Origin of the sequence: Clostridium vincentii (assembly GCF_002995745.1) — a bacterium.
In the GTDB taxonomy this organism is placed as follows: domain Bacteria; phylum Bacillota; class Clostridia; order Clostridiales; family Clostridiaceae; genus Clostridium; species Clostridium vincentii.
The window spans coordinates 63,956-83,644 of the sequence record NZ_PVXQ01000001.1; the positions used below are offsets into that span (position 1 = coordinate 63,956).

General features: G+C 33.1%; 21 protein-coding genes. 1 reads left to right on the forward strand and 20 read right to left on the reverse strand.

Going from position 1 to position 19,689, the window contains the following annotated elements:
• Positions 1 to 13: 13 nt before the first annotated feature.
• From CLVI_RS00340 to CLVI_RS17755, 20 genes are all read right to left on the reverse strand, one after another.
• Positions 14 to 409, reverse strand: a complete 396-nt coding sequence (locus CLVI_RS00340) for a sigma-70 family RNA polymerase sigma factor (protein WP_106058125.1) — start codon at positions 407 to 409, stop codon at positions 14 to 16.
• Positions 402 to 560, reverse strand: coding sequence for a hypothetical protein (locus CLVI_RS17330; protein WP_170065555.1), 159 nt, complete (start codon positions 558 to 560; stop codon positions 402 to 404). The genes CLVI_RS00340 and CLVI_RS17330 overlap by 8 nt, the downstream gene beginning before the upstream one ends.
• Positions 544 to 1,905: a DEAD/DEAH box helicase gene (locus CLVI_RS00345; RefSeq protein WP_106058126.1), complete on the reverse strand. Its 1,362-nt coding sequence runs from the start codon at positions 1,903 to 1,905 to the stop codon at positions 544 to 546. The genes CLVI_RS17330 and CLVI_RS00345 overlap by 17 nt, the downstream gene beginning before the upstream one ends.
• A complete protein-coding gene (locus CLVI_RS00350; RefSeq protein ID WP_106058127.1) occupies positions 1,886 to 2,167 on the reverse strand; it encodes a VRR-NUC domain-containing protein in 282 nt (93 codons plus the stop codon). The genes CLVI_RS00345 and CLVI_RS00350 overlap by 20 nt, the downstream gene beginning before the upstream one ends.
• 101 nt (positions 2,168 to 2,268) lie before the next feature.
• The gene (locus tag CLVI_RS00355) at positions 2,269 to 2,439 is read right to left on the reverse strand and encodes a hypothetical protein (RefSeq protein ID WP_207655298.1); all 171 of its coding nucleotides are present in this window, start codon (positions 2,437 to 2,439) and stop codon (positions 2,269 to 2,271) included.
• Positions 2,417 to 4,786 (reverse strand): virulence-associated E family protein, encoded by a 2,370-nt coding sequence (locus CLVI_RS00360; RefSeq protein WP_106058129.1) that lies wholly within the window; start codon positions 4,784 to 4,786, stop codon positions 2,417 to 2,419. Before CLVI_RS00360 ends, CLVI_RS00355 begins: the two co-directional genes overlap by 23 nt.
• Positions 4,787 to 4,833: 47 nt before the next feature.
• Complete coding sequence (locus CLVI_RS00365) at positions 4,834 to 5,394, reverse strand: sigma-70 family RNA polymerase sigma factor (RefSeq protein ID WP_106058130.1); 561 nt, start codon at positions 5,392 to 5,394, stop codon at positions 4,834 to 4,836.
• 16 nt (positions 5,395 to 5,410) lie between these two features.
• On the reverse strand, positions 5,411 to 7,348 hold the full coding sequence (locus CLVI_RS00370) for a DNA polymerase (protein ID WP_106058131.1): 1,938 nt from the start codon (positions 7,346 to 7,348) through the stop codon (positions 5,411 to 5,413).
• Positions 7,349 to 7,409: 61 nt separating this feature from the next.
• Positions 7,410 to 7,952, reverse strand: a complete 543-nt coding sequence (locus CLVI_RS00375; protein WP_106058132.1) for a DUF2815 family protein — start codon at positions 7,950 to 7,952, stop codon at positions 7,410 to 7,412.
• Position 7,953: 1 nt separating this feature from the next.
• A complete protein-coding gene (locus tag CLVI_RS00380) occupies positions 7,954 to 9,120 on the reverse strand; it encodes a DUF2800 domain-containing protein (RefSeq protein ID WP_106058133.1) in 1,167 nt (388 codons plus the stop codon).
• Positions 9,120 to 9,410 carry an rRNA biogenesis protein rrp5 gene (locus tag CLVI_RS00385; RefSeq protein WP_106058134.1) on the reverse strand — a complete coding sequence of 97 codons (291 nt, stop codon included), beginning with the start codon at positions 9,408 to 9,410 and terminating at the stop codon, positions 9,120 to 9,122. Before CLVI_RS00385 ends, CLVI_RS00380 begins: the two co-directional genes overlap by 1 nt.
• Positions 9,411 to 9,430: 20 nt before the next feature.
• The gene (locus tag CLVI_RS00390) at positions 9,431 to 10,204 is read right to left on the reverse strand and encodes a phage antirepressor (protein ID WP_106058135.1); all 774 of its coding nucleotides are present in this window, start codon (positions 10,202 to 10,204) and stop codon (positions 9,431 to 9,433) included.
• On the reverse strand, positions 10,197 to 10,346 hold the full coding sequence (locus CLVI_RS17335; protein WP_170065556.1) for a hypothetical protein: 150 nt from the start codon (positions 10,344 to 10,346) through the stop codon (positions 10,197 to 10,199). The genes CLVI_RS00390 and CLVI_RS17335 overlap by 8 nt, the downstream gene beginning before the upstream one ends.
• A gap of 84 nt (positions 10,347 to 10,430) precedes the next feature.
• Entirely contained in the window at positions 10,431 to 10,826 is a 396-nt protein-coding gene (locus tag CLVI_RS00395; protein ID WP_106058136.1) for an RNA polymerase sigma factor, read from the reverse strand.
• Between the two features lie 495 nt (positions 10,827 to 11,321).
• Positions 11,322 to 11,492, reverse strand: coding sequence for a hypothetical protein (locus tag CLVI_RS17340; protein ID WP_170065557.1), 171 nt, complete (start codon positions 11,490 to 11,492; stop codon positions 11,322 to 11,324).
• 69 nt (positions 11,493 to 11,561) lie between these two features.
• On the reverse strand, positions 11,562 to 13,829 hold the full coding sequence (locus CLVI_RS00400) for a hypothetical protein (RefSeq protein WP_106058137.1): 2,268 nt from the start codon (positions 13,827 to 13,829) through the stop codon (positions 11,562 to 11,564).
• Between the two features lie 258 nt (positions 13,830 to 14,087).
• Complete coding sequence (locus tag CLVI_RS00405; RefSeq protein ID WP_106058138.1) at positions 14,088 to 14,504, reverse strand: hypothetical protein; 417 nt, start codon at positions 14,502 to 14,504, stop codon at positions 14,088 to 14,090.
• A 213-nt stretch (positions 14,505 to 14,717) separates the two neighbouring features.
• A complete protein-coding gene (locus tag CLVI_RS00410) occupies positions 14,718 to 15,473 on the reverse strand; it encodes a DUF4046 domain-containing protein (RefSeq protein ID WP_106058139.1) in 756 nt (251 codons plus the stop codon).
• Positions 15,474 to 15,758: 285 nt separating this feature from the next.
• Positions 15,759 to 16,202, reverse strand: coding sequence for an NUDIX hydrolase (locus CLVI_RS00415; RefSeq protein ID WP_106058140.1), 444 nt, complete (start codon positions 16,200 to 16,202; stop codon positions 15,759 to 15,761).
• 100 nt (positions 16,203 to 16,302) lie between these two features.
• Complete coding sequence (locus CLVI_RS17755) at positions 16,303 to 18,516, reverse strand: DNA cytosine methyltransferase (RefSeq protein WP_242980500.1); 2,214 nt, start codon at positions 18,514 to 18,516, stop codon at positions 16,303 to 16,305.
• Positions 18,517 to 18,827: 311 nt separating this feature from the next.
• On the opposite strand from CLVI_RS17755, the gene CLVI_RS00430 reads away from it, so the two are divergent.
• Positions 18,828 to 19,652, forward strand: a complete 825-nt coding sequence (locus CLVI_RS00430; RefSeq protein ID WP_106058141.1) for a hypothetical protein — start codon at positions 18,828 to 18,830, stop codon at positions 19,650 to 19,652.
• The last annotated feature ends 37 nt before the right edge of the window (positions 19,653 to 19,689 follow it).

The following is a 19,689-nucleotide window of genomic DNA, read 5'->3' on the forward strand; positions in this document are numbered from 1 at the left end:
AAAGGTAACAACTTTAGTTTTTCTTTAAGAATCTACTCTCCATCATTTGAACACTCTTATCACTATTACCTCCTCCAATGCTCGCTGCTACCTGATGCCAACCTAAGCCATTGATATGTCTAAGACTTAGGATCATCCTCAATTGACTATCCTCAATACTTTCTATAAACCTGTTCAGCCTGTTAAGTTCATAGAAGCACTTCTTGAGGTTTAAGTCTAATAGTTCCTTAAGATCCGCAATCTCTGCCGCATACTTACCAACTTTATCTGAAACACCACTTGCGTGTGGCATCCCTGTTATTACAGAAGATGTAGAGGTGGCAATACACTCAAGTTCTGCTATTCTATTTTTTAGTTGCTCAATTTCTCGATTAAGATAATATAGCTGCGATAATTCTTGCTTAGTCATTAATGCCACCTCTTTCCTCAATAGTTTTTCTTAGATAGAAAACAGCATAGTAGATGAAACCTAGATCCTTCGATGGAACTATTAAACTTTCTAAATATGCTATTGTTAGCAACAGCATTTTCGTATCTTTTCCTTTATCTGTTTTTGTCATAAGCTCCACCCCCAATTCTTGCTTTCACTGCATTAATTAAAGCATCTTGACCTATTCGTTTTTTCTGAAGAGCCTTCATAACTTGCTCATCGATAGTTCCTTTAGAAACGATATGATGAATAACAACAGTTTCTTTTTGCCCTTGACGCCAGAGCCTTGCATTAGCTTGTTGGTAAAGTTCAAGGCTCCAAGTAAGACCAAACCATATAACCGTTGAACCACCTGCTTGAAGGTTAAGCCCATGACCAGTAGATGCAGGGTGCGCAATAGCAATGTTGATTTCACCATTATTCCATTTTGAAATATCCTCACTTGTTAATATTGCAGTTACCTTAAACTTCTCTGATATTCTTTCTTTATCATGTTTGTAAGCATAAAAGATAAGTACAGGTTTTCCATTAGCTGCTTCAATTAAATCTTCTAATGCTTCAAGCTTTTTACTATGAATAATCTTTACTGCTTTAAATTCATCGTAGACAGCACCATTTGCCATTTGAAGTAATTTATTTGAAAGAGCTGCTGCATTTACTGCATCAATATCTCCATCAGCAAATGGAAGAAGCATTTCACTCTCAAGCTTTTTATAAAGTGCCTCTTCCTTCTCTGACATTTGGACTTCTACAAAATTATCAATTCTATCTGGCATTTTCAAATAATCACAAGCTTTCATGCTAACGCAGATGTCGGATATTTTGTTATAAATTAAATCCTCTGCACCATCCCTTAATTTATAGCTGAAGATTACTTGCTGATTACGTTTATCTGGCACAAAATACTCATTTCGATAGCTACCAATAAATCGCCCTAGTCTTTGACCCATATCAAGTAGATTTATCTCACTCCATAAATCAAGTAAGCTATTTGGTGCTGGTGTTCCTGTAAGTCCAACTATTCTTTTTACCTGTGGCCTGGCTTTACGAAGTGCCTTGAACCTTTTAGCAGTAGGTGATTTGAAACTTGATAACTCATCAATGACTACCATATCAAAATCCAATTTATAATTAGTACATAACCACTCTACATTTTCACGATTGATAATATAAATGTCAGCTTTTCGTGCTAGAGCGATTCTTCGTTCCTTTTCAGGCCCTAATACCTTTGAAATCCTAAGTCCCTTTAAATGCTCCCACTTTTCACACTCTTTACCCCAAGTGTCCTGTGCCACTCTAAGTGGAGCAATTACTAAAACCTTGGCAACATCAAAATAATCATACATAAGATTATCAATTGCGGTTAAAGTTATAACTGTTTTTCCAAGACCCATATCTAGCATCAACCCACAAGCAGGGTGCTTAATGATAAATTCCTCTGCATAATTTTGATATTCATGTGCCACATATTTCATCAAGCACCCCTCCAATCTGCTCCTTTTTATCTATGCAATATACTAAAAATCCTAATGCTTCTAATTGTCTTTTTCTCTTTATTTGAAGTGGTCGCATTTGCTTTCCAGGAGCTTTAAGCTCAATAAAAGCTATCCTTCCACAATTCATAAGTACCAATCTATCTGGAACGCCCGACATTCCAGGCGATATAAACTTAAGTGCAATACCACCACGTTTCTTTACTTCAAATATTAATGTTTTTTCAACTTCACTTTCTCGCATTTTTGCTCCTTTCTTGTGGTTGCCAATTAGCCCTTAATTCCCTTGCGCGCTATATGTATGTGTAGCGGGCTATCTCTCTCTTATATACTACTTAATTAAATCTAATATATTATATAAGCAACCATAGCAATAGAGTGAGATAAACCCTTGTCACATAACACTTCTGTTAGTTGCCTAATTAGTTGCTGAACTCTAATATAAAGGCAATTGGCAACTACTAAAAGTGGTTGCTTAGTTTCCGTAAGTTTCTTATCCCCTATCTTTTTCGGCAACCCTGGCATAACCTACTACTACTCCATAAAGTGGAAACTTAATTTTAGAATCAGATTTTTTCCACCCATCAATTCTAGCCATAATGGTAGCAACTTCATTTGCATCTTGTCGCTTTAGATTGGCTCTTTCTTTTTCAAAACACTCACACCATATTTCCATATTACAAAGACGCTCACGCCTAATAGTACCAATAGCTGTAGATCCAAAGTCACCACCATTTAAAAAGTTTCTTCTTTCATAAAGACTCATAGAACTCCATTTCTCTGGTAGTAATTTTTCTAGATATTCACGTACCACACCTTCACGATCATCAGTTTCCATGGCTTCACGTTGTTCTTTTACTGCGAGCATTGATAATCTGTCATCTAAGAATAATGTTTCTTTTGCTTTGTAGTAAACCAAAACCTCTGCCCATATTTGCTGAACATCTTCATTTTTAATTGTCCACGAAGCCTTTCCTCCGTCACCAGGAGTTTTCACTGGCCAAAACCTACGATTCCCAGTAGTATCACGCAAATACCCATTTTCAGCATTTGTTGTTCCTATAAATATGCATTGCCTTGGATGAGGTGTCGCTCTCCTTCCAAAACTAGCTCTGTATATATCATTTTGCCTGGATAAAAAACTACGTAATGTTTCAACTTCAGCTTTTCTAAGACCTGCAAGTTCACCAATTTCTAAAATCCAGTATCCTTGCAATTTTTCTGCTGCAGTTTTATCTTTAGTATCGGATAAATGCAAACTGTCAGAAAACCATTCTCCGCACAACTTTGATATAAGAGTACTCTTTCCAATTCCTTGTGGCCCATTAAGAACAAGCATGGTATCAAATTTACACCCTGGTATTAGCACTCTTGCTATAGCTGCACACAAAAGTTTTCTTGTTACTGCTCTAATATATTCATTATCTGTTGCTCCAAGGTAATCAATAAGTAGGGTGTCCACTCTTTGAACTTCATCCCACTCAGGAAGCTTATCTAAAAACTCCCTAATTGGATGGTAGGAACGATCATCAGTTACTTTTGTTACAGCAATCTCATAATTTCTTGCTGAAAATGTTCCATAGGTTAAATCAATATAGCTAATAAGCTGTGCATCATCTGCATCACGCCAAAACTTACTGGGGTGCTGCCATGGAACTTCACCTTTTATCTCCATACCATCACTAAGCTGATTGAACCCAATAGATTTTAGCTTTAGGTCACTTTGAAGAATGGTAATTAAATTCTTTAGAATGTTAAGAACCTCACCATTTTTTCCAACCTCAAGCCTGTTCTGCCACTCCTCATCATCGCCTACTGATTCAAACTCCATACTTGCTTGCTGCATACGTTCCTGTGCCAATTGTTTTTTAACATTATCATCAGCCATGCATAACTCTTGCATAGCTTTATATGAAGGTAATTTAGATGGGGTGGCATCCTCCTCCGCTTTACCATCTAGTTCTCCAAACTCATGAATCCTCACTAGATCAAAAGCGTTACATAATTTACTACAAGCTGGATCTGTAGCATGATGCGAAAAAGCAAACTTGTCATCATATAGGAGGACACCTGCTGTTGAGTCGGCTGGGATATAGTCGTATCTGCCTTCAAGTAAACTTGGTTTATATACGTCTGATAAAAATCCATCCATTGCATCCTGAATGGAGTAGGCTCTACAAAATGCACCTATCACTCCAGGCTTTTCGAGTGGATTAGCTTGCTTTGAAATGCTATGTTTTACAAGGCTTGTCTGCCTTGAGGATACAGGCCATTTGCTAGTATCCTGCCAATCTTTATACCTTGAAAGCACTTTTTCAGGATCTAAAAATATACCATCTTGCTTTTCAAAAATAATTTCTCCATCACTTGAGGTGCTTGGCCAATACATTAACCTTGTTGGTTCATAGGTTGTATCATCAAACTGTTCAATTCCTATGTCCTCTGCAACTTTTCTAGCTACAGCTGTATATTCATCTGCAGTAACATTCCTTGATAAAGGGATAATTAATCTAAGTCTTGGCTTTTCATTTGTGTGTTTATGAGTGGAATAGATGCAGCAGGTGAAGTCATAAAAGAGAGTGATTTGTTCCCATACATCGACTGACGCATAATCCATATCTAACGTAAGCATTGAGCGACTTTCAACAAATCCTGTTTTACGCTTACCATCTTTAAGTTGACCTGCAACAAATCCCCCTACATCTTTAATTTCGTCTTGTTTAGGTTTTGATAGTTTTTTGTATTCTTCTATACTTTCAGCAGTTCTTATTGTTGATTTAAGTTTCTCTGAAAATTCATCCCAAGAAATATTTATAGCTTTCCAATACTTTGAAGTTCTACTATTTGCTACAGATATTATCACTTTTAATCACTCTCCTTAGGTATATATCTCCAAACAATGATTTATAATTAAGCTCCCTTTTCATAAGCATCTTTTAATTCTATACATATTCTTTTAATCAACCTTGCAACATAAGATTGGCTTAAATTAAGTTTTGTTCCAATATCCTTTTGTTTCATTTCTAGCAGGTATAGCCCAAATATTTCACATTTTTTAGGTGATAGTTTTTTAGATAACTCTAAAATTTCTTTTATAGTCATTAAATTTATTGCATCGTCCATAGTATCTTTTAATTCAGGAATTATATCTTGAAGTGTTAATACATTTTGCTCACTATAGCTACATATGACTGTTTCTATAGAAATTATCTCTGATTGCTTATTTAGATTACGGTTTACCATCAAGATTTCATTAACCATGATTGTGCTAAAAAAAGTAGCCCACTTACTCTTATTAGGGTCAAATTTCTTAGTAGCTTTAACAAATGCTAAATCTCCGCATCCTATAAAATCATCATATTCTAATTTAAGATTTGAGAATTTATTAGCTATATGAAACATAAGCTTTTTATTTCTTTCATATAAAGTATCTATATCCCCATCTATAAATAACCGCTCATTACTCACCATAGTTTATACCCCCCTCTTAATCTTTCTTATAATAATCACATTCAAACCCATCTGCACGAAGTGGCAATCCATCCGCCCAAATAGGAGCAACAGCCATAATATCACAGACTTCTTTTAATGAGCCAAAATTCTTAGGTGCTTCTACAATTATTTCATCATGCACATGCATAACTATGTCATAGCCTCTATTAGCTACATGTAGCATAGCTTCAGCTAATAGATCCCTAGCTATAGCCTGTACAATATTTTCTACGAGCTTTGGTCCATAAGTTTCTATCCTCTCCCATTTCCTTGTAGCACCAATACCCTCATAGGTAATACCCTCTCTACCAAATTTGTTAAGCTGAATTCTTGGTTTAATATATGAGAGTTTTCGTCCCGATGGTAAAGTGATAAATAGAATGCCACTTTCATAATGGATTTTTATTTTACCAACCGCTACAGCAGTTCTTCCCTTTACAGCCTTAAGTGCTGCTTTATCAATATTCCACCATAGTTTTGTAATGTTTGGGTTAGCCTGCCTCCAAGCAGTAACAAGTCCTTGAAGTTCCTCTTCTGCTACTCCCATTTCAAGAGCACCCATAGCAGTTAGTGCTCCAACTGACCCTCCATAGCCAAGGGCGAGTTCTGAGATCTTACCTTTCTGCCTTAAAGGTGATCCTTTGGTTATTTCCTCAATTGGCACTTTAAACATCTGACTTGCAGATGCTTCATAGATTTTCCCATGGGTTGCAAACACATCCATGCGCCATTTTTCACCGGCTATCGACGCAATAACTCTTGCTTCTATAGCTGAAAAATCCGCAACAATAAATCTATGGTTAGGTTTTGGGATAAAGGCGGTTCGGATTAGTTCCGATAGAACATTTGGTACATTATCAAATAAAAGTTCAAGCTCATTAAAGCAACCTTGTTTAACTAAGTTCCTTGCTAGAGTTAAGTCTTTGAGATGGTTCTGTGGAAGGTTTTGCACTTGCACTAGCCTGCCGGCCCACCTCCCTGTGCGATTAGCACCATAAAACTGTAAAAGACCTCGGACTCTTCCATCTGGGCACACTGAACGTTCTATTGCTTCATACTTCTTGATTGAGGTTTTTGCAAGTTGTAACCTTAAATTCAACAGCATCTCAACCTCTCCATCGCTTTCCTTAGCTAAATCTGTTACTGCTTTTTTAGAAAGACTAGGAGCCTGGATTCCATTTTCCAGAAGCCATTTCTTTATCTGTGCCACGCTATTAGGATTTTCAAGTCCCGTTAAAAGTTGTGCTTTTGAAAAAGTATCAGCTTTCTGAATGCAGTCACATTCTATTGCATTTTTAACAAGCTCCATATCAACAAGAACACCTCGGTCATTAATTTGCTGATCTAAACTATATATCTCCTGTTCATTTTCACTTATTGGATACTTTGAAATTTTTACTCTTATATTCCTTTCAACCTCAACATCACGTTTACAGTATTCTTTGAATAACTGCCATTTCTCCGGTGCATGGTGTGGAAGATTTCTAGTCCGTTCTCCATTGCTTTTTGTAGGTTTACAAGGATTTGAGAAGTATCTTATTAAATCTTTACCTTCCTTCATTTTCTGCTGCTGAAGTCCTAATACTTGCCCTACTCCATTTAGTGACATTGGAAGTGCAAGCATAGCAGACTGGACTGCTGCGCATCTCCATACATCTGGTGACAGTTGCTTTTTTAGATAAGTAGAAATACAAGTTCTTTCAAAGTTGGAATTAAAAGCTGTTTTTACAATTCTGTCATCTTGTATTGCTGAAATAATCTCTGCTGGTAAAATCTCACCACTTGCTATATCAATAATTTCTACATCTTCATCATCAAAAGCATATGCAAACAGTAATATTTCAAAGTCAGGAGCAGATGCATATGCATAAACACCACATTTTATTAAGTCAACACTACTGAAAGTTTCAATATCTATTGCCAAGATCTTCACTGCTTCACCCCATTTGTTTAGTTGAAAAGGTGGGAGTGTATATTACTCCCACCCACCTTGCTTAGTTTAAGAAATCTTCTTCTTCAGAAGTTGTAAAATCATCCTCTGCTCTGCTACGAACACTTAGGGGTTCTCCATCTGATAACTTTTGAATATTTTGAAGTCCACAAGCAATCCCTTTATTACCGTTTTGATTGAAAGCATAAAATGTAATGCTCGCTCTACCATAGCAACCGCTATAAACTTCATTTTGATCTAGAATAGGCTTTACGTTTTTATCTACAACTTGAGGCCTGTCCTTACTATTGGCATTAACAAAATAGCTGTTTTTATAGGCCTCATCATCTGGCCTTTCAACATCTCCATCGCGAAGTGGAAGCTTTAAGTTAGCAGGTACCTTGCCACCAAACTTTGCTTTACCTTCTTGCTTTGCCAGTTCAATAGTGGACTTGATTTCAGCTACTGTTTTACTATCAGATTTTGGGATAATAAGAGAAACACTGTACTTTTCATCACCACCATTAATTGATTTAGGTTCCCATATGTTTGCATAACTCAACCGAACCTTACCTGTGATAACCTTACCGTTTGTCTTTTTTTCCATATTAAATATCCTCCTTAAAATCGGCTGCTGCCGTATTAATTACTGTGACTGCTTGTCTTTTATCGGATTCTGAAACCATCGTGTACTTACCTGGTGGTTTAGTAATTAGTCCAGCTAGTACTTCTGAAAAAACCTTTTTACCTAACACTTTTTCAAGTGCTGTTATTCCTTTCAGATTTCTTGCGTAAATCTCATCGTCAGAATATCCAGCTTCGGTGAGTTTTTCTATTACAGATTTTTCATCACCGTAGGCCCTATTGCTTCTACCTGAAACTATCTTGAACCCTTCAAAATCCTCACCATCAATTGCCCTTGCTTCTGCCCATGCCCAAATATCCTTACACCACTTTGCAATATCATCTGCCTGCGATAATACCTCTGCTACTTCATCTTTAGTTAATAAGGCTGCCTGTCTAAATTCAAATCTTGCCATTTTCAAGTTCTTCTCAGCCCTGGCTCTACAGGTCGCTTTTGCTCTGCAAAACTTACAGGTGTATTCGCTAGGGTCAAATTCACCCTCTCCATCCCATGCAAGCTGAGCTGCTGGTTTTAGTACATCTTCTGCCCAAGTTAAGAGTTCTTCGGCTGATAACTCATATGTTGAGATGTTATCCAAACGTGGCTGACAAATAGTCATGCGTACAGTTTGAATATCATATAAACAATCAAATAGAATCAAAGCGCCAAGAGCATAAAGCTGCATTTGAGGGTTGCATTCTGCAGAAACTGCTACTCCTTTTCCACCTTTTAAATCAACTATTTCAAGAGTTCCATCTGCTACAATTACAAGGTCACCTGTGCCAAACCCACTTTTAACATATTTAGAGAAGTCCAGTCTTTGTTCAAGCAAAAAGATTGGATCTTTGCACCTCTGCTTGGTCGCTTCAATTAATTCAATTGCAAAAGCTACATAAACTTCTACCGCTTCCTCAATTTCTAAATTAAAGAATTCATTGGATTGTAACTCCTTTAGCTTTTTCTTATAAATACTTTCTTTTACAGCACCAATATATCTACTAAGCTTTAATTCCCCTAGTTCATGCATAAACGTGCCTTCTTCAGCAAAAATACTAGTAGTATTCTCAAAACTCTCTTCGAGTCTTGCACTTTTATTGCAATGCATCCACCTATGGGCAGAACTTGCGGAAAGTAAAGCATGCGTTCCCATTACATCACCTCAGCTTCTTTTAATAGATCTTCATAACGAGCTGGATCTATATCAGTAAGTTTTTTTGCTCCATATTTAGTTATTAATGCTTTGACCTCTGGTTGCTTGCCACCCTGTGATCTTGAAGCTAAAACTCCTCGTACCGTTTCAAGTGTTATTGGTTCTGATTTTTGTGGAGTAGCCGTTAAAGTATTCTCATCAGGCTGTATCTCTTCCAAAAAGGTTTCAATACTTTTTGCAAGCTGCCGTAAATTATTTACTATTTCAAGTGCTAATTTATTTTTACTCATGGTTTGTTTCCTCCTTTTAATTAAGCTGCGACTAATTTATTAATGAAATATACTTGGCCTTTACCAGTAACCTTTGGGGTTTTGCTTATAGTAATGTGACCATCAGAATGGGTAATGACCGTTTCTTTAATTTCAAACAAATCAAGTTCCATTGACTTTTGAGTTGGCATATTATAATCAGTTCCCTTCTGTTTAATTAAGTAGCCATATTCCCTAAGCCATCTAAAAAACCTCGTACCAACTATATCAACGCCATTTTGCTTTATGATTTTCGCACAGTCTCCAACAAGAATAGATGTAGTTGAAACCGATACAGCATCAGCAAAGATTACTTTTGGTCTATCCTTAGCTACTTTCTCTTTTAGTGCCGCAACCTTATCGCATTCCGTTTTCAATGCCTGTAAAGTTCTAATCATTGAATCTGGATCATTTAGCATTTCTTCTAATTTTTGAGGCGTTGCATAAACTTTATGTTTTCTTATATCTTTTAGAATTTGCTTTACCTGTTTTTTAAATTCTTTTGCAAATGGCTTGCGGCTCTGCATCATAACTTCATATAAGCCCTCTTCAGTTAAGAACCACATTTTCCGTCCCTGACCTGACCACGAAATTGTTTCGGTCAGCTTTTCATCAGCATCAACCATTGCTACCATCTCATTAACTTTGCTTGGATCATATTTAATCCACTCCGCTACATCCTTTGCAAGAAAAAGCGGTGAATCAATATCTCCATAACATCTAAAGTCTTTACCTAAAACTTCTCTTTGCAGAATTACCTTCTTCTCTTTATTCATGGTCTATAACCTCCTGCTTTGATTTAAAATTTTTCAACAGCTCTGTTATCTTACCGGCAACATCTTGCTCTTTAGGTTTACATTCTTTTAGTACAATATTTGCTGGTGTAGGACTTGTAATTGTGATTTTAATTGTCTGCATAATATTTACCTCCTCATTACTTATTTGAAGGCTTCTAATTCGGCCTTACATATATAAGTCATGAAAATTGCAATTCCGAACCCCCTAAACTAAAGTTTTTCTAAGTTTTTTATAAATCTTATTTAAACGATTTCTAATAGCCGCTTCACTAACACCTTCGGTACGAGCAATCTCAATGATTGTCATACCTTGAAAGAATACCTTTTTTATTAATTGATTTTGTTGTGGCAACAACTTGTCCAACTCATTACGTAATAAAGCATCTCTTTCTCTTTTTTCAACTATGGTAACAATGTCTACTTCTGTATCTTCGAATTGCAAACCATGCCCTTGCATATCGTCTAAAGAATAGTGTCTTCGTCTTTCTTTTTGGTTACTGTTGTAGGTTATTTTTTCAATCTCTATATTTAGCTCAGCAATATTATTTGAAACCTCAATTTCTACTATCTCTCCTGTTACGAATTCATACTTAATATTCATAATTACATCTCTCCTTTATTTTTTTTAATAACTGTTAATACTTGAATGTTTAAAAACACGTACATCAACTTTCAATGCATGCGTATCAAAAGTAAAATATTTACATATAAAAAAAGGCAAAAAAAATAGCCGAATAACCGCTAACTTAATTAGCGATCATCCGGCTATTAGGTAGTTCAGTTTCGACTCCGTTGCTCGGTATGTTTATAAATTTTATTAAATAATCATAAAAATAAAAATGCCTGATAACTGTTTTTTAACAATTATCAGGCATTTTAGGTAGTTAATTTTACTCCTTATAGCTCAGTATAAATGGTCTTATTTTTTATTAAATTTTTACATAGCATCAAAATAAGTTTTTTATCAATTATTTAGCCTGAAATATATATACTCAGGGATTATAATTTAGATAACAGAGTGAAAAATAAGAACCCGACAAAAGCTTTGTTAAAGACAATTGTTCGGCTCTTAGGTAATTTTTTAGAGTCCTTTTAGCTATGAACATATGACTCTAGTTTTTCTTAGGTTATTTGTAATTTGATTCTCCAATCTCACCTGGGCAACATGTTTACACTGAATGCACTTTATTGATATTACCCCTGTCGCATCATCCTCTACATCAAATAACCTCTTCCCACAAAGTGGACATTTAACTTGTTGCCCCATTTTATCCTCCCCTTAGTAATTGTTTTTATATATTTATTGTACTTTATATCATCTTAAGTAAGCTTAGCATCAATAATTTTTCATATCATTTAGTACTTTCTCAAATATAGATTCAATCTCATCAATCCACCTATCAGCGAAGGTTGTATATTCAATATCTAATTCTGGTAAGATATTATTTAATTCTTTAAGGATACCAGTTCTTCGTCTATAATCAACACCTGAATCTCCATCCATGTACAAGTTGTACCATGTTTTAGTTCTAGTCTCTACAAATATTCTTTTTACTATAATTTTTAGATTACCGCTTATTTCCTCTTTCAACCAATCAATTACTCTTTCACTATGGTTCGGAATTGTAGTCTTGATATAAAAATTAATATTATCAGGATTTTTAATAAATAGTTCGATTTTGCTCATTAAAATAGAACAAAAATCATCTACTGGCTTTAATGTTTTAGTAACACCCGAAAAATATGTTTGTCCATTACTTAATCTATTTGTTAATGCCTCGGTTGTCTTATAATGAGTGTAATTCTGTAAATATAAGTTAGTTTGTTGTTTAATAAAATCGTCTTGAGCTTTACTAAATACCAGTGCAAGTCTTTTGTAATTAAACGCCATAATAGGTTTTTTAGTATCTTTAAGAATAAAAGTTTTATAATCGTATAAATTTATAAAATGGTCTTGTATAGATGTTAAAAGTTTATCAATACACCTATTATCATTTAACATCAAACCCTTTAGAAACAAAGTATTCTTTTGAATTGAAGAAATAAAATTATGCACACTTTCTGTAGCATCAATTTTTCTAAATGTAGTATTTTGAATATCTATTAAAAAATTATTTTTATCGATATCATCTTCAAAGTCCTTCTTAGTGAAATCATCATAGAAAGTATACATTAACATAACTTTACTTTTATCAGCATTATTATATATTTCTCTTAAAATATTTTCTGTAGTTCCATTCATTGACTGTTTTGCTGAATCTACAATTCCAATAATATCATAATTATTATAAATATAATTCGTGCTACCTTCCAAACTACCAGTATCATCAGTTTTCCGATGTTCGAATCCAACAGTATCAGTTATGCATATCACTTTACTTTTATTTGCCTTACTCAATTTTTCGTTATAAGGAATTTCGATTGCAATTGATTGAACCAATGGAGTTATAATATTAGTAAAGTTTTTAATGCTAGTTGATGAAAAAGGTGTTACATATTCCTCCATGCGTTCAATTATATAATTATCATTTTTAAATCCTACAATATAATTACCATCTTTAACCATATTACCCATGCCATTTTGTTCAAGTTCACTACATATTATCTTAATTTTTTCTTCAAGTATTTCCACAACACCCCAAACTAAGTTACCCAATTCACCCTTTAAATTCTCATCTTTTAAAAACAAATCTCTAATATTTTTCTCAATTGCAATATTATTCTCACTTTTATCACTAAATCCTTGAACATTGTCTATAACAAAATTAATTATCATAGTATAAATATCTTCAAAAGTTTTATCCCAAAATTTTATTTGCAGCAATTTATCTTCTAAATTTCTTTTACTATTATCTATTTCATAGTATTTCCCTAAAACATACTCAATTTTAAAAATTTTATCTGGGTCTGATACAAAGTCCATCATTGATTTATCTCGAATTTCATTTTTTGATTTATTTTCTTGAATCCCTATAAAAATTTTATCTACTGCACGAGTATAACATTCAGAAACTAATCTAAATATTTCAAAATTGGGCTTAAAATCAACAGAAAATGTAAACTCTTTATATAAGTCCTTGTCCTTAAATATATAATGAGTATCATGTATTGTAGTTCTTGCAGTATCAACTACTGGAAAATCTACGTCATCTGGAATGTTACTTAATTTTTTAACAATTGTAGATTTACCAGTTCCAAACTGGCCTAAAAATAATAGTCTAATAAATGTTGAAAAAGTGCACTTTGCTTTTATCATAAGTTCTCCAACAGGACTTTTACGTACAATAGATGTCTTTTTTATCAATACCCTTAAAATCTTTGTTGTTTCAGAAATTGTAGCATTAATAAGCTCGTTTCCTTGTGAAATGCTTGCATTTTCACCATATAATCCGTATATTCTTGAAATAAACTCACTTAGTATTAGTGGTTCATCCACATTAAAAAGTTCTGGATTCTCATTCACAAAACTAAGTTGTTTTTGAATTAGTAGAGCACTTTCTTCAGTGCATTCAATTGTGGGGCGTGTACGGATGCCCCCCATTCTAATATCAAACTGGTAACTATTTTCTTTTTCTCGTTTAACCGAAACTTTTATTTCTCCCACTTTAACCCCTCCATTTTGTCAATCCATTGTTGTATTGGATTGTTTTCTACTATTAGTGCCAAATTTTCTATTTCTATCTGTCATTATTATACTTTGGCGCAAATATGTTGTCAAGGGGTTTTTGTCATAATTTATTTGGTTTTCTATTTATTTCATTAATTTTGACATTTTGAATATAGAATTATGTTAATACACTAAAAATATATCTGTTTTTGTTAAGAAAGCTCCCTAGTCAAACTCTTTAGATATGTTTTTACTTTAATTGAAAATTAGATTTTTAAACTTCTCTTCTTTAATTTGAATCAAAGCTTTTCTATATAATTCTCTAAGGTTTCCGTAATTAGTAATAAAATAATACATTCCATCCACTAGCTCTGGATCCTCAATGTCAATAAATTCTTTAATAATACTCATCTTAAAATCAAAACTGAAATTATAAATTAAGTCATCCCTTCTAAATCCCGAAATAACTAATTCATGTAGAAGTCTTTCTTTATTATTTTTAAGTACTTCATATTTTGCTTCCTCCATAAAAATATTTAACCCTTCAACAATTGTAGCTATAAACTGAGAGTTAACCTCTGCTTTAAGATTGATATTATCACCAATATATATTAATCCCTTTCTCCGTAACTTCTTCGTAGCCTTTATGGTTTTTTTTAATATTTTATTCATCTTATCACCTCCACATAATATATATGCCTTTAGGTTTAATTTTGCGGTTATAAACTTATATATTTCAAAAAAAAAATAAAGCCCCTTATTTTTCTGGGGTTTTATTTTTATTGCTTAATTCGTTACTTTACTCCCACATTCCTCAGCAAGTTCCCCTGTCTCTTTTTTCCAGATCACTCAATTTACATTTGTTGATTTACCAAGATTAATGGGCTACTCACAATCAAGTGCTTCTCTTATAGCCCTTGTTGCATTATCACAATAATACTTACCTAACAACATACTTAATCCATATTTAGCAAATGTTTTTCTGTCAATTTGTTCATTTCTTAATTTGACCCTTCTAATCAGCCATTTCACAGCATTAATTCTATTCCTCTTACTTTCCCATGTTCCATTAGGAACTTCACTATTTATTATCTCCCAAGGATATATATTAATTTGATATACTGCCTTAATTATTTCAAATAAATTAGGGTAATAACTATGTAACGAACCTAGACCATTTTCTTCAAGCATACCCCAACACAATCTTTCTTTAGTATCATCGATGCTCCATCGAAGTTCTATTTCAAATACATATTTCAGGGCACTAATTCTATTTATTTCATGCGTCCAGTAGCTTTGAGGTACTTTATCATGCTTAAATTGCCAGGGTAGATATCCGCCCTCTGGATAAGCACATGATATATAACGAATAGCAGAACGTCCAAATAACTTTGAAGCAGTATGGAGCTTATACTTGGTTAAGAACTTTTTCGAAACTTCTGTTTTTACATCTTTTTTGTTGAATTTTAGTCTTTTATCAATTAGATATTTCAATAATTTAATTGCTACGTCTTTTGCTTCTTCTGAACTTCTATTAGCCCAAAACCCAGATGGAAAATTTGGAATTCTATTTTGCAACAAAAGTTCATATATTTCTATATCATCTAAATTAGTAAAATTAATTATAAAATTATTAGGCATGTCTATACACCTCCTTAATATTTAAATTATAGACAAAGCTTTTAAAAATTAATCATTTTATAGTCTCGATTAAATATTTTTAAACTACACTTTAAATGCTGATTTTTATTGGCTAATTTAAAAATGGATCATAAGCTTATAAGCACTTAAATTTTTCAACTTAATAGCAAATAATCTGTAGGAAGAATGATGTATCATATAATTTTCATAAAACTCTAAAAGACATGCCAACACTTCCGATATGAAGTATGACATGTCTTTTGATTTATAAACCTTATTGAACTTTTAGCTTAAGTATTCTAATGCTCTCAACGCCATCTCTCTTATATGTGGTTTAATATCTTCGTTTGAAATTATCTCTTCCTTAGTTAACCAATAAAACTCACTACTTTCACCCCTACCAGGACGTAAGTTTAAAGTATCTGTAGTAGCGAAATAAATGAAATCAATATTTTCTTGCTCGTGACCTATATTTTCTAACAAGAGATTAATAGGTCTAGGTAGTTGTTGCACTCTGCCTAAGTCCAATTGCTTTTCATCATTATAAAGATTAACTTTTAAACCTGACTCCTCATATGCTTCACGCAAAGCAGCTTCATGTGGTAACTCATCAGCCTCTATATGACCTCCAACAGGAAAAATAGTGTTGTATTTTTTATGATTGTGAAGCAAAACCTTATCTTTATTAACTATATATACCGTCGCAGTTAAAGTTCTATTAAATTTCATTATATTTTTCTCCTATATTTATTTCATGAAATACTAGATATTCTTTTTAAGAAAAACTGATGACCAGTCACCTATTATAATTTCTAGGTGACTGACACTATTATTTTATATCATTTATATCTTGTTGAGATTCAATCCATTTAGCTATAGGTCTAGCTATAGCTAAAGCTAATCTAACAGGCACAGCATTTCCGATTTGTTTATATACTAAATCTAGTCTCGCGTTCTCAGATTTCTTTTCATTTATTCCTTGGCTAAAATAATACCAATTCGGGAATGTTTGTATTCTAGCTATTTCTTTTATAGATAGTCTACGATTATTTTCTTCCCCCTCTGTAAATATATGCTGATCTTTTCCTACTTTCTCCATTGGGTTTCCTTCTGGATGAATAGGTGCTTGTCTTCCGGACGCTTGTATTGTAAAACTAGGTTGATTCCAAGATTTTTTACGGTTCCTAGACATAAATATTGATGAATATGAACCGGTAAAATAATCACCAGGATTTTGCTCTAAGTCACCAATTGCATCTCTTAATGTTACAACCTCTTCTAGTTTATCTATTCCATACCCGTGTGTAGGCTCTGGGAAAACATACTCAAAATCAATATCATTTCTAACCCCTATTAGTAGTACCCTTTCTCTAATTTGAGGAACACCATATTCAGCAGAATTTAGTAACTTATGATAAATTGTATACCCTGCGGCTGCAAAGTCTTGAACTATTTGTTTGAATACTTCTCCATTTCCAAGCGTCATCATACCTTTTACATTTTCAGCAACAAATACTGATGGCTGGGTTTGTATAAGACATCTGATAAAATGTAAATATAAAAAGTTTCTTTTATCATCAATTAATCTAGGCCCTGCCTCTGAGAAACCAGGGCATGGAAAGCCTCCTAATACTATATTTGCTTTAGGGAACATCTTAATCTTTCTAATATCTTTTTTATCTACATACGTTATGTTAGAAAGATTTTCTTTATAGGATTGTATTGCTTCCTCAAAAATATCATTAGCATATACTGTATTAAAAATATTATCCTTCAAATGATTATTAAATATAGACTTGTTTTCAAATGCTCGTTCCGTTAACTCGCTTCCTAAAACAGCTTCTAACCCAGCTAATTCAAATCCTAAATCTAATCCTCCACATCCAGAGAATAAAGATAATAAATTAAATTTATTATCATCATAATTAAGGTGTGTAAAATCAATATCTGTCTCTGAATCTGAAAACGAATTCTTCTCTTCTTCTATTTTGGCAAGCAAGAGTTGCTTTACTTGCTCGGCATTATAATTTGGTGCAGGTTTAAACTTTCCTCTGCCTCGTTCATTAGTTTTCATATCAACAATCCCTTCTTTAGGAGTTTGTGTCATGTTAACTCTTTGTTCAGGAATTATCAAGTCTAAACCATATACCTTCTCTATATTGGTAACATTATTACTATCAATATCCTCTGTAGTTTCTATACCTATTTCTTTCATACTTTTTATAAGTTTTTCTGCTGATTCATTTGCAGTTTTACTCAAAGGTTTGTTAAAATTAAGCTCTCCCATTAATTTTTTGTCACGATTACTCCATTCTACCGCAACTGATAGATCTCTATTCCCTTCCCATTTCTTACCCTTATTTTTTAATGTTAGATAGTTCACCGCTTTACAAACAAAGTATATTTCTGGATGCAAAGTAACATAATCCTCAATTAGTTGCATTTGGTCTATAGCATCTTGTGCACAATTGATATTATCACTTATTAAAATATAATCAGCGACTCCTGAGTTTTTAATAATTTCTCCATTAACTTTTGCATCTCTTTTTACAGTCTCTAATTTTATTCCTTTATACACTTCTAGTACTTGCTCTCTAGTATAATTAGCCTTTCCTGATAATTCACCGCCTGATTTATTAGTTAGTTCATATCTCCAACCTAAAGTAATCGCACCTTTATCTGTTCTTGAGTGTTTTTCTTTACATATTATAATTCTACTTTCAAAGCTATCTCTCAATAATCCTATCTCTTCTAGAATGATTTTTTGATACTCATCTCCTAAAATTTGTTCAACTCTAAGTAAAGTTGTTTTATTTTCTAAAAAATCAGCGTTAGGTTTTTTATAGGATATTTTAATTTCCTCATAAGTACCATATTCATCTTGTGCTAAAACATATATGTCTGTTTTAGGCTCACCTCTCCCTTTGCTAGGTCTAGGTTTACCTACTTTTATTATTATGTATCTTTTGTCATTTTTAATAAATTTAGTACCTATTTGCATACATTCAATTACTAATTGTTCTGCTTCAATAAAATTACTCATTAGATCCTACCTCACTATTTTTACTATTTTCAAACTTATAACAATTGAATAATCTTAAACACTAATCTTATTAATATATAAAACTACTTTTTTGTTTTCAATAATATGATACAATATAAAAAATTTTTAAAAACCCCTAATCTTTTATATTGTATCATATTATCTTTTCTATAACTATAATTTATGTTGTAACAAAATCATCACTAGAACTTTTTTAATACATCTAATTCCTAGATAACAAATTATAGTGCAAATATAAAATTAATGTTATAATTATACAATAAACGAATAATTTTAGGGGGTTAAATTATATGTCACGATTATCTGATGCATTAGAATTTGCTATTGTTAGAGCAGTAACTATTGGTGATAGACTGCCAAATGTTTTACCTCAATGGATGCTTGATTTAGGTATAAGACCTAGTGCAAGAATAATTAATACCTCTGGTATAGGAAGTAAAGATAAAAATAATAAGACTGATGTTTATATTGAATTAGAAAATTCTAAACCAATAAAAATATCAGCAAAACTTTCAAATGCAGATTATTTTGGAAATTGGTATGGGCATATTAGATTTTTACAAGAATTTAGTGAAACTTCATTTCTTAGCCAAACTAAAGCTGCAACTTCATGGGCTAATTGGTGGATGAACCAACCTCAAGCAAATCTTTTTGTAGGTGTAAGTATATGTTACGGAAGACGCACAGGTAAGACTGGGCAAGACTTTTTAGATATCTATACTTATGATGATATTCTAAGTGTGTGCAGAGGATTTGGAAATGGTTCTCATGTAGCAAACTGCCTGTATTCTTCTTCCCATCATCCTACTTCATTAAATGATGTACTTATAAATCTTCAACCAATAACAGCGGATGTAATAGAAGAAATGGTCGGTGATTTTAAAGTTGCCTATCGCCCTATTAATCCGTTAACCGAAAGAAGTAATCGTGGTAAAAATGTTTACTCTAAATTTCAACCGTTCCACAAACTACCAATTAGAACAAAGATAACAACTACAAATGAATTATTTAGGCTTGGAGAATTTGTCCAAATAGAACCTAATAGATTTAACCACAACCATATTCTTACTGAATTGGATAGTGAGTATAATATTTTTATTCCTAGAAAATGCTAGGTTATCCTTCAATTTTTAAGCCTATACCTTAATGCAA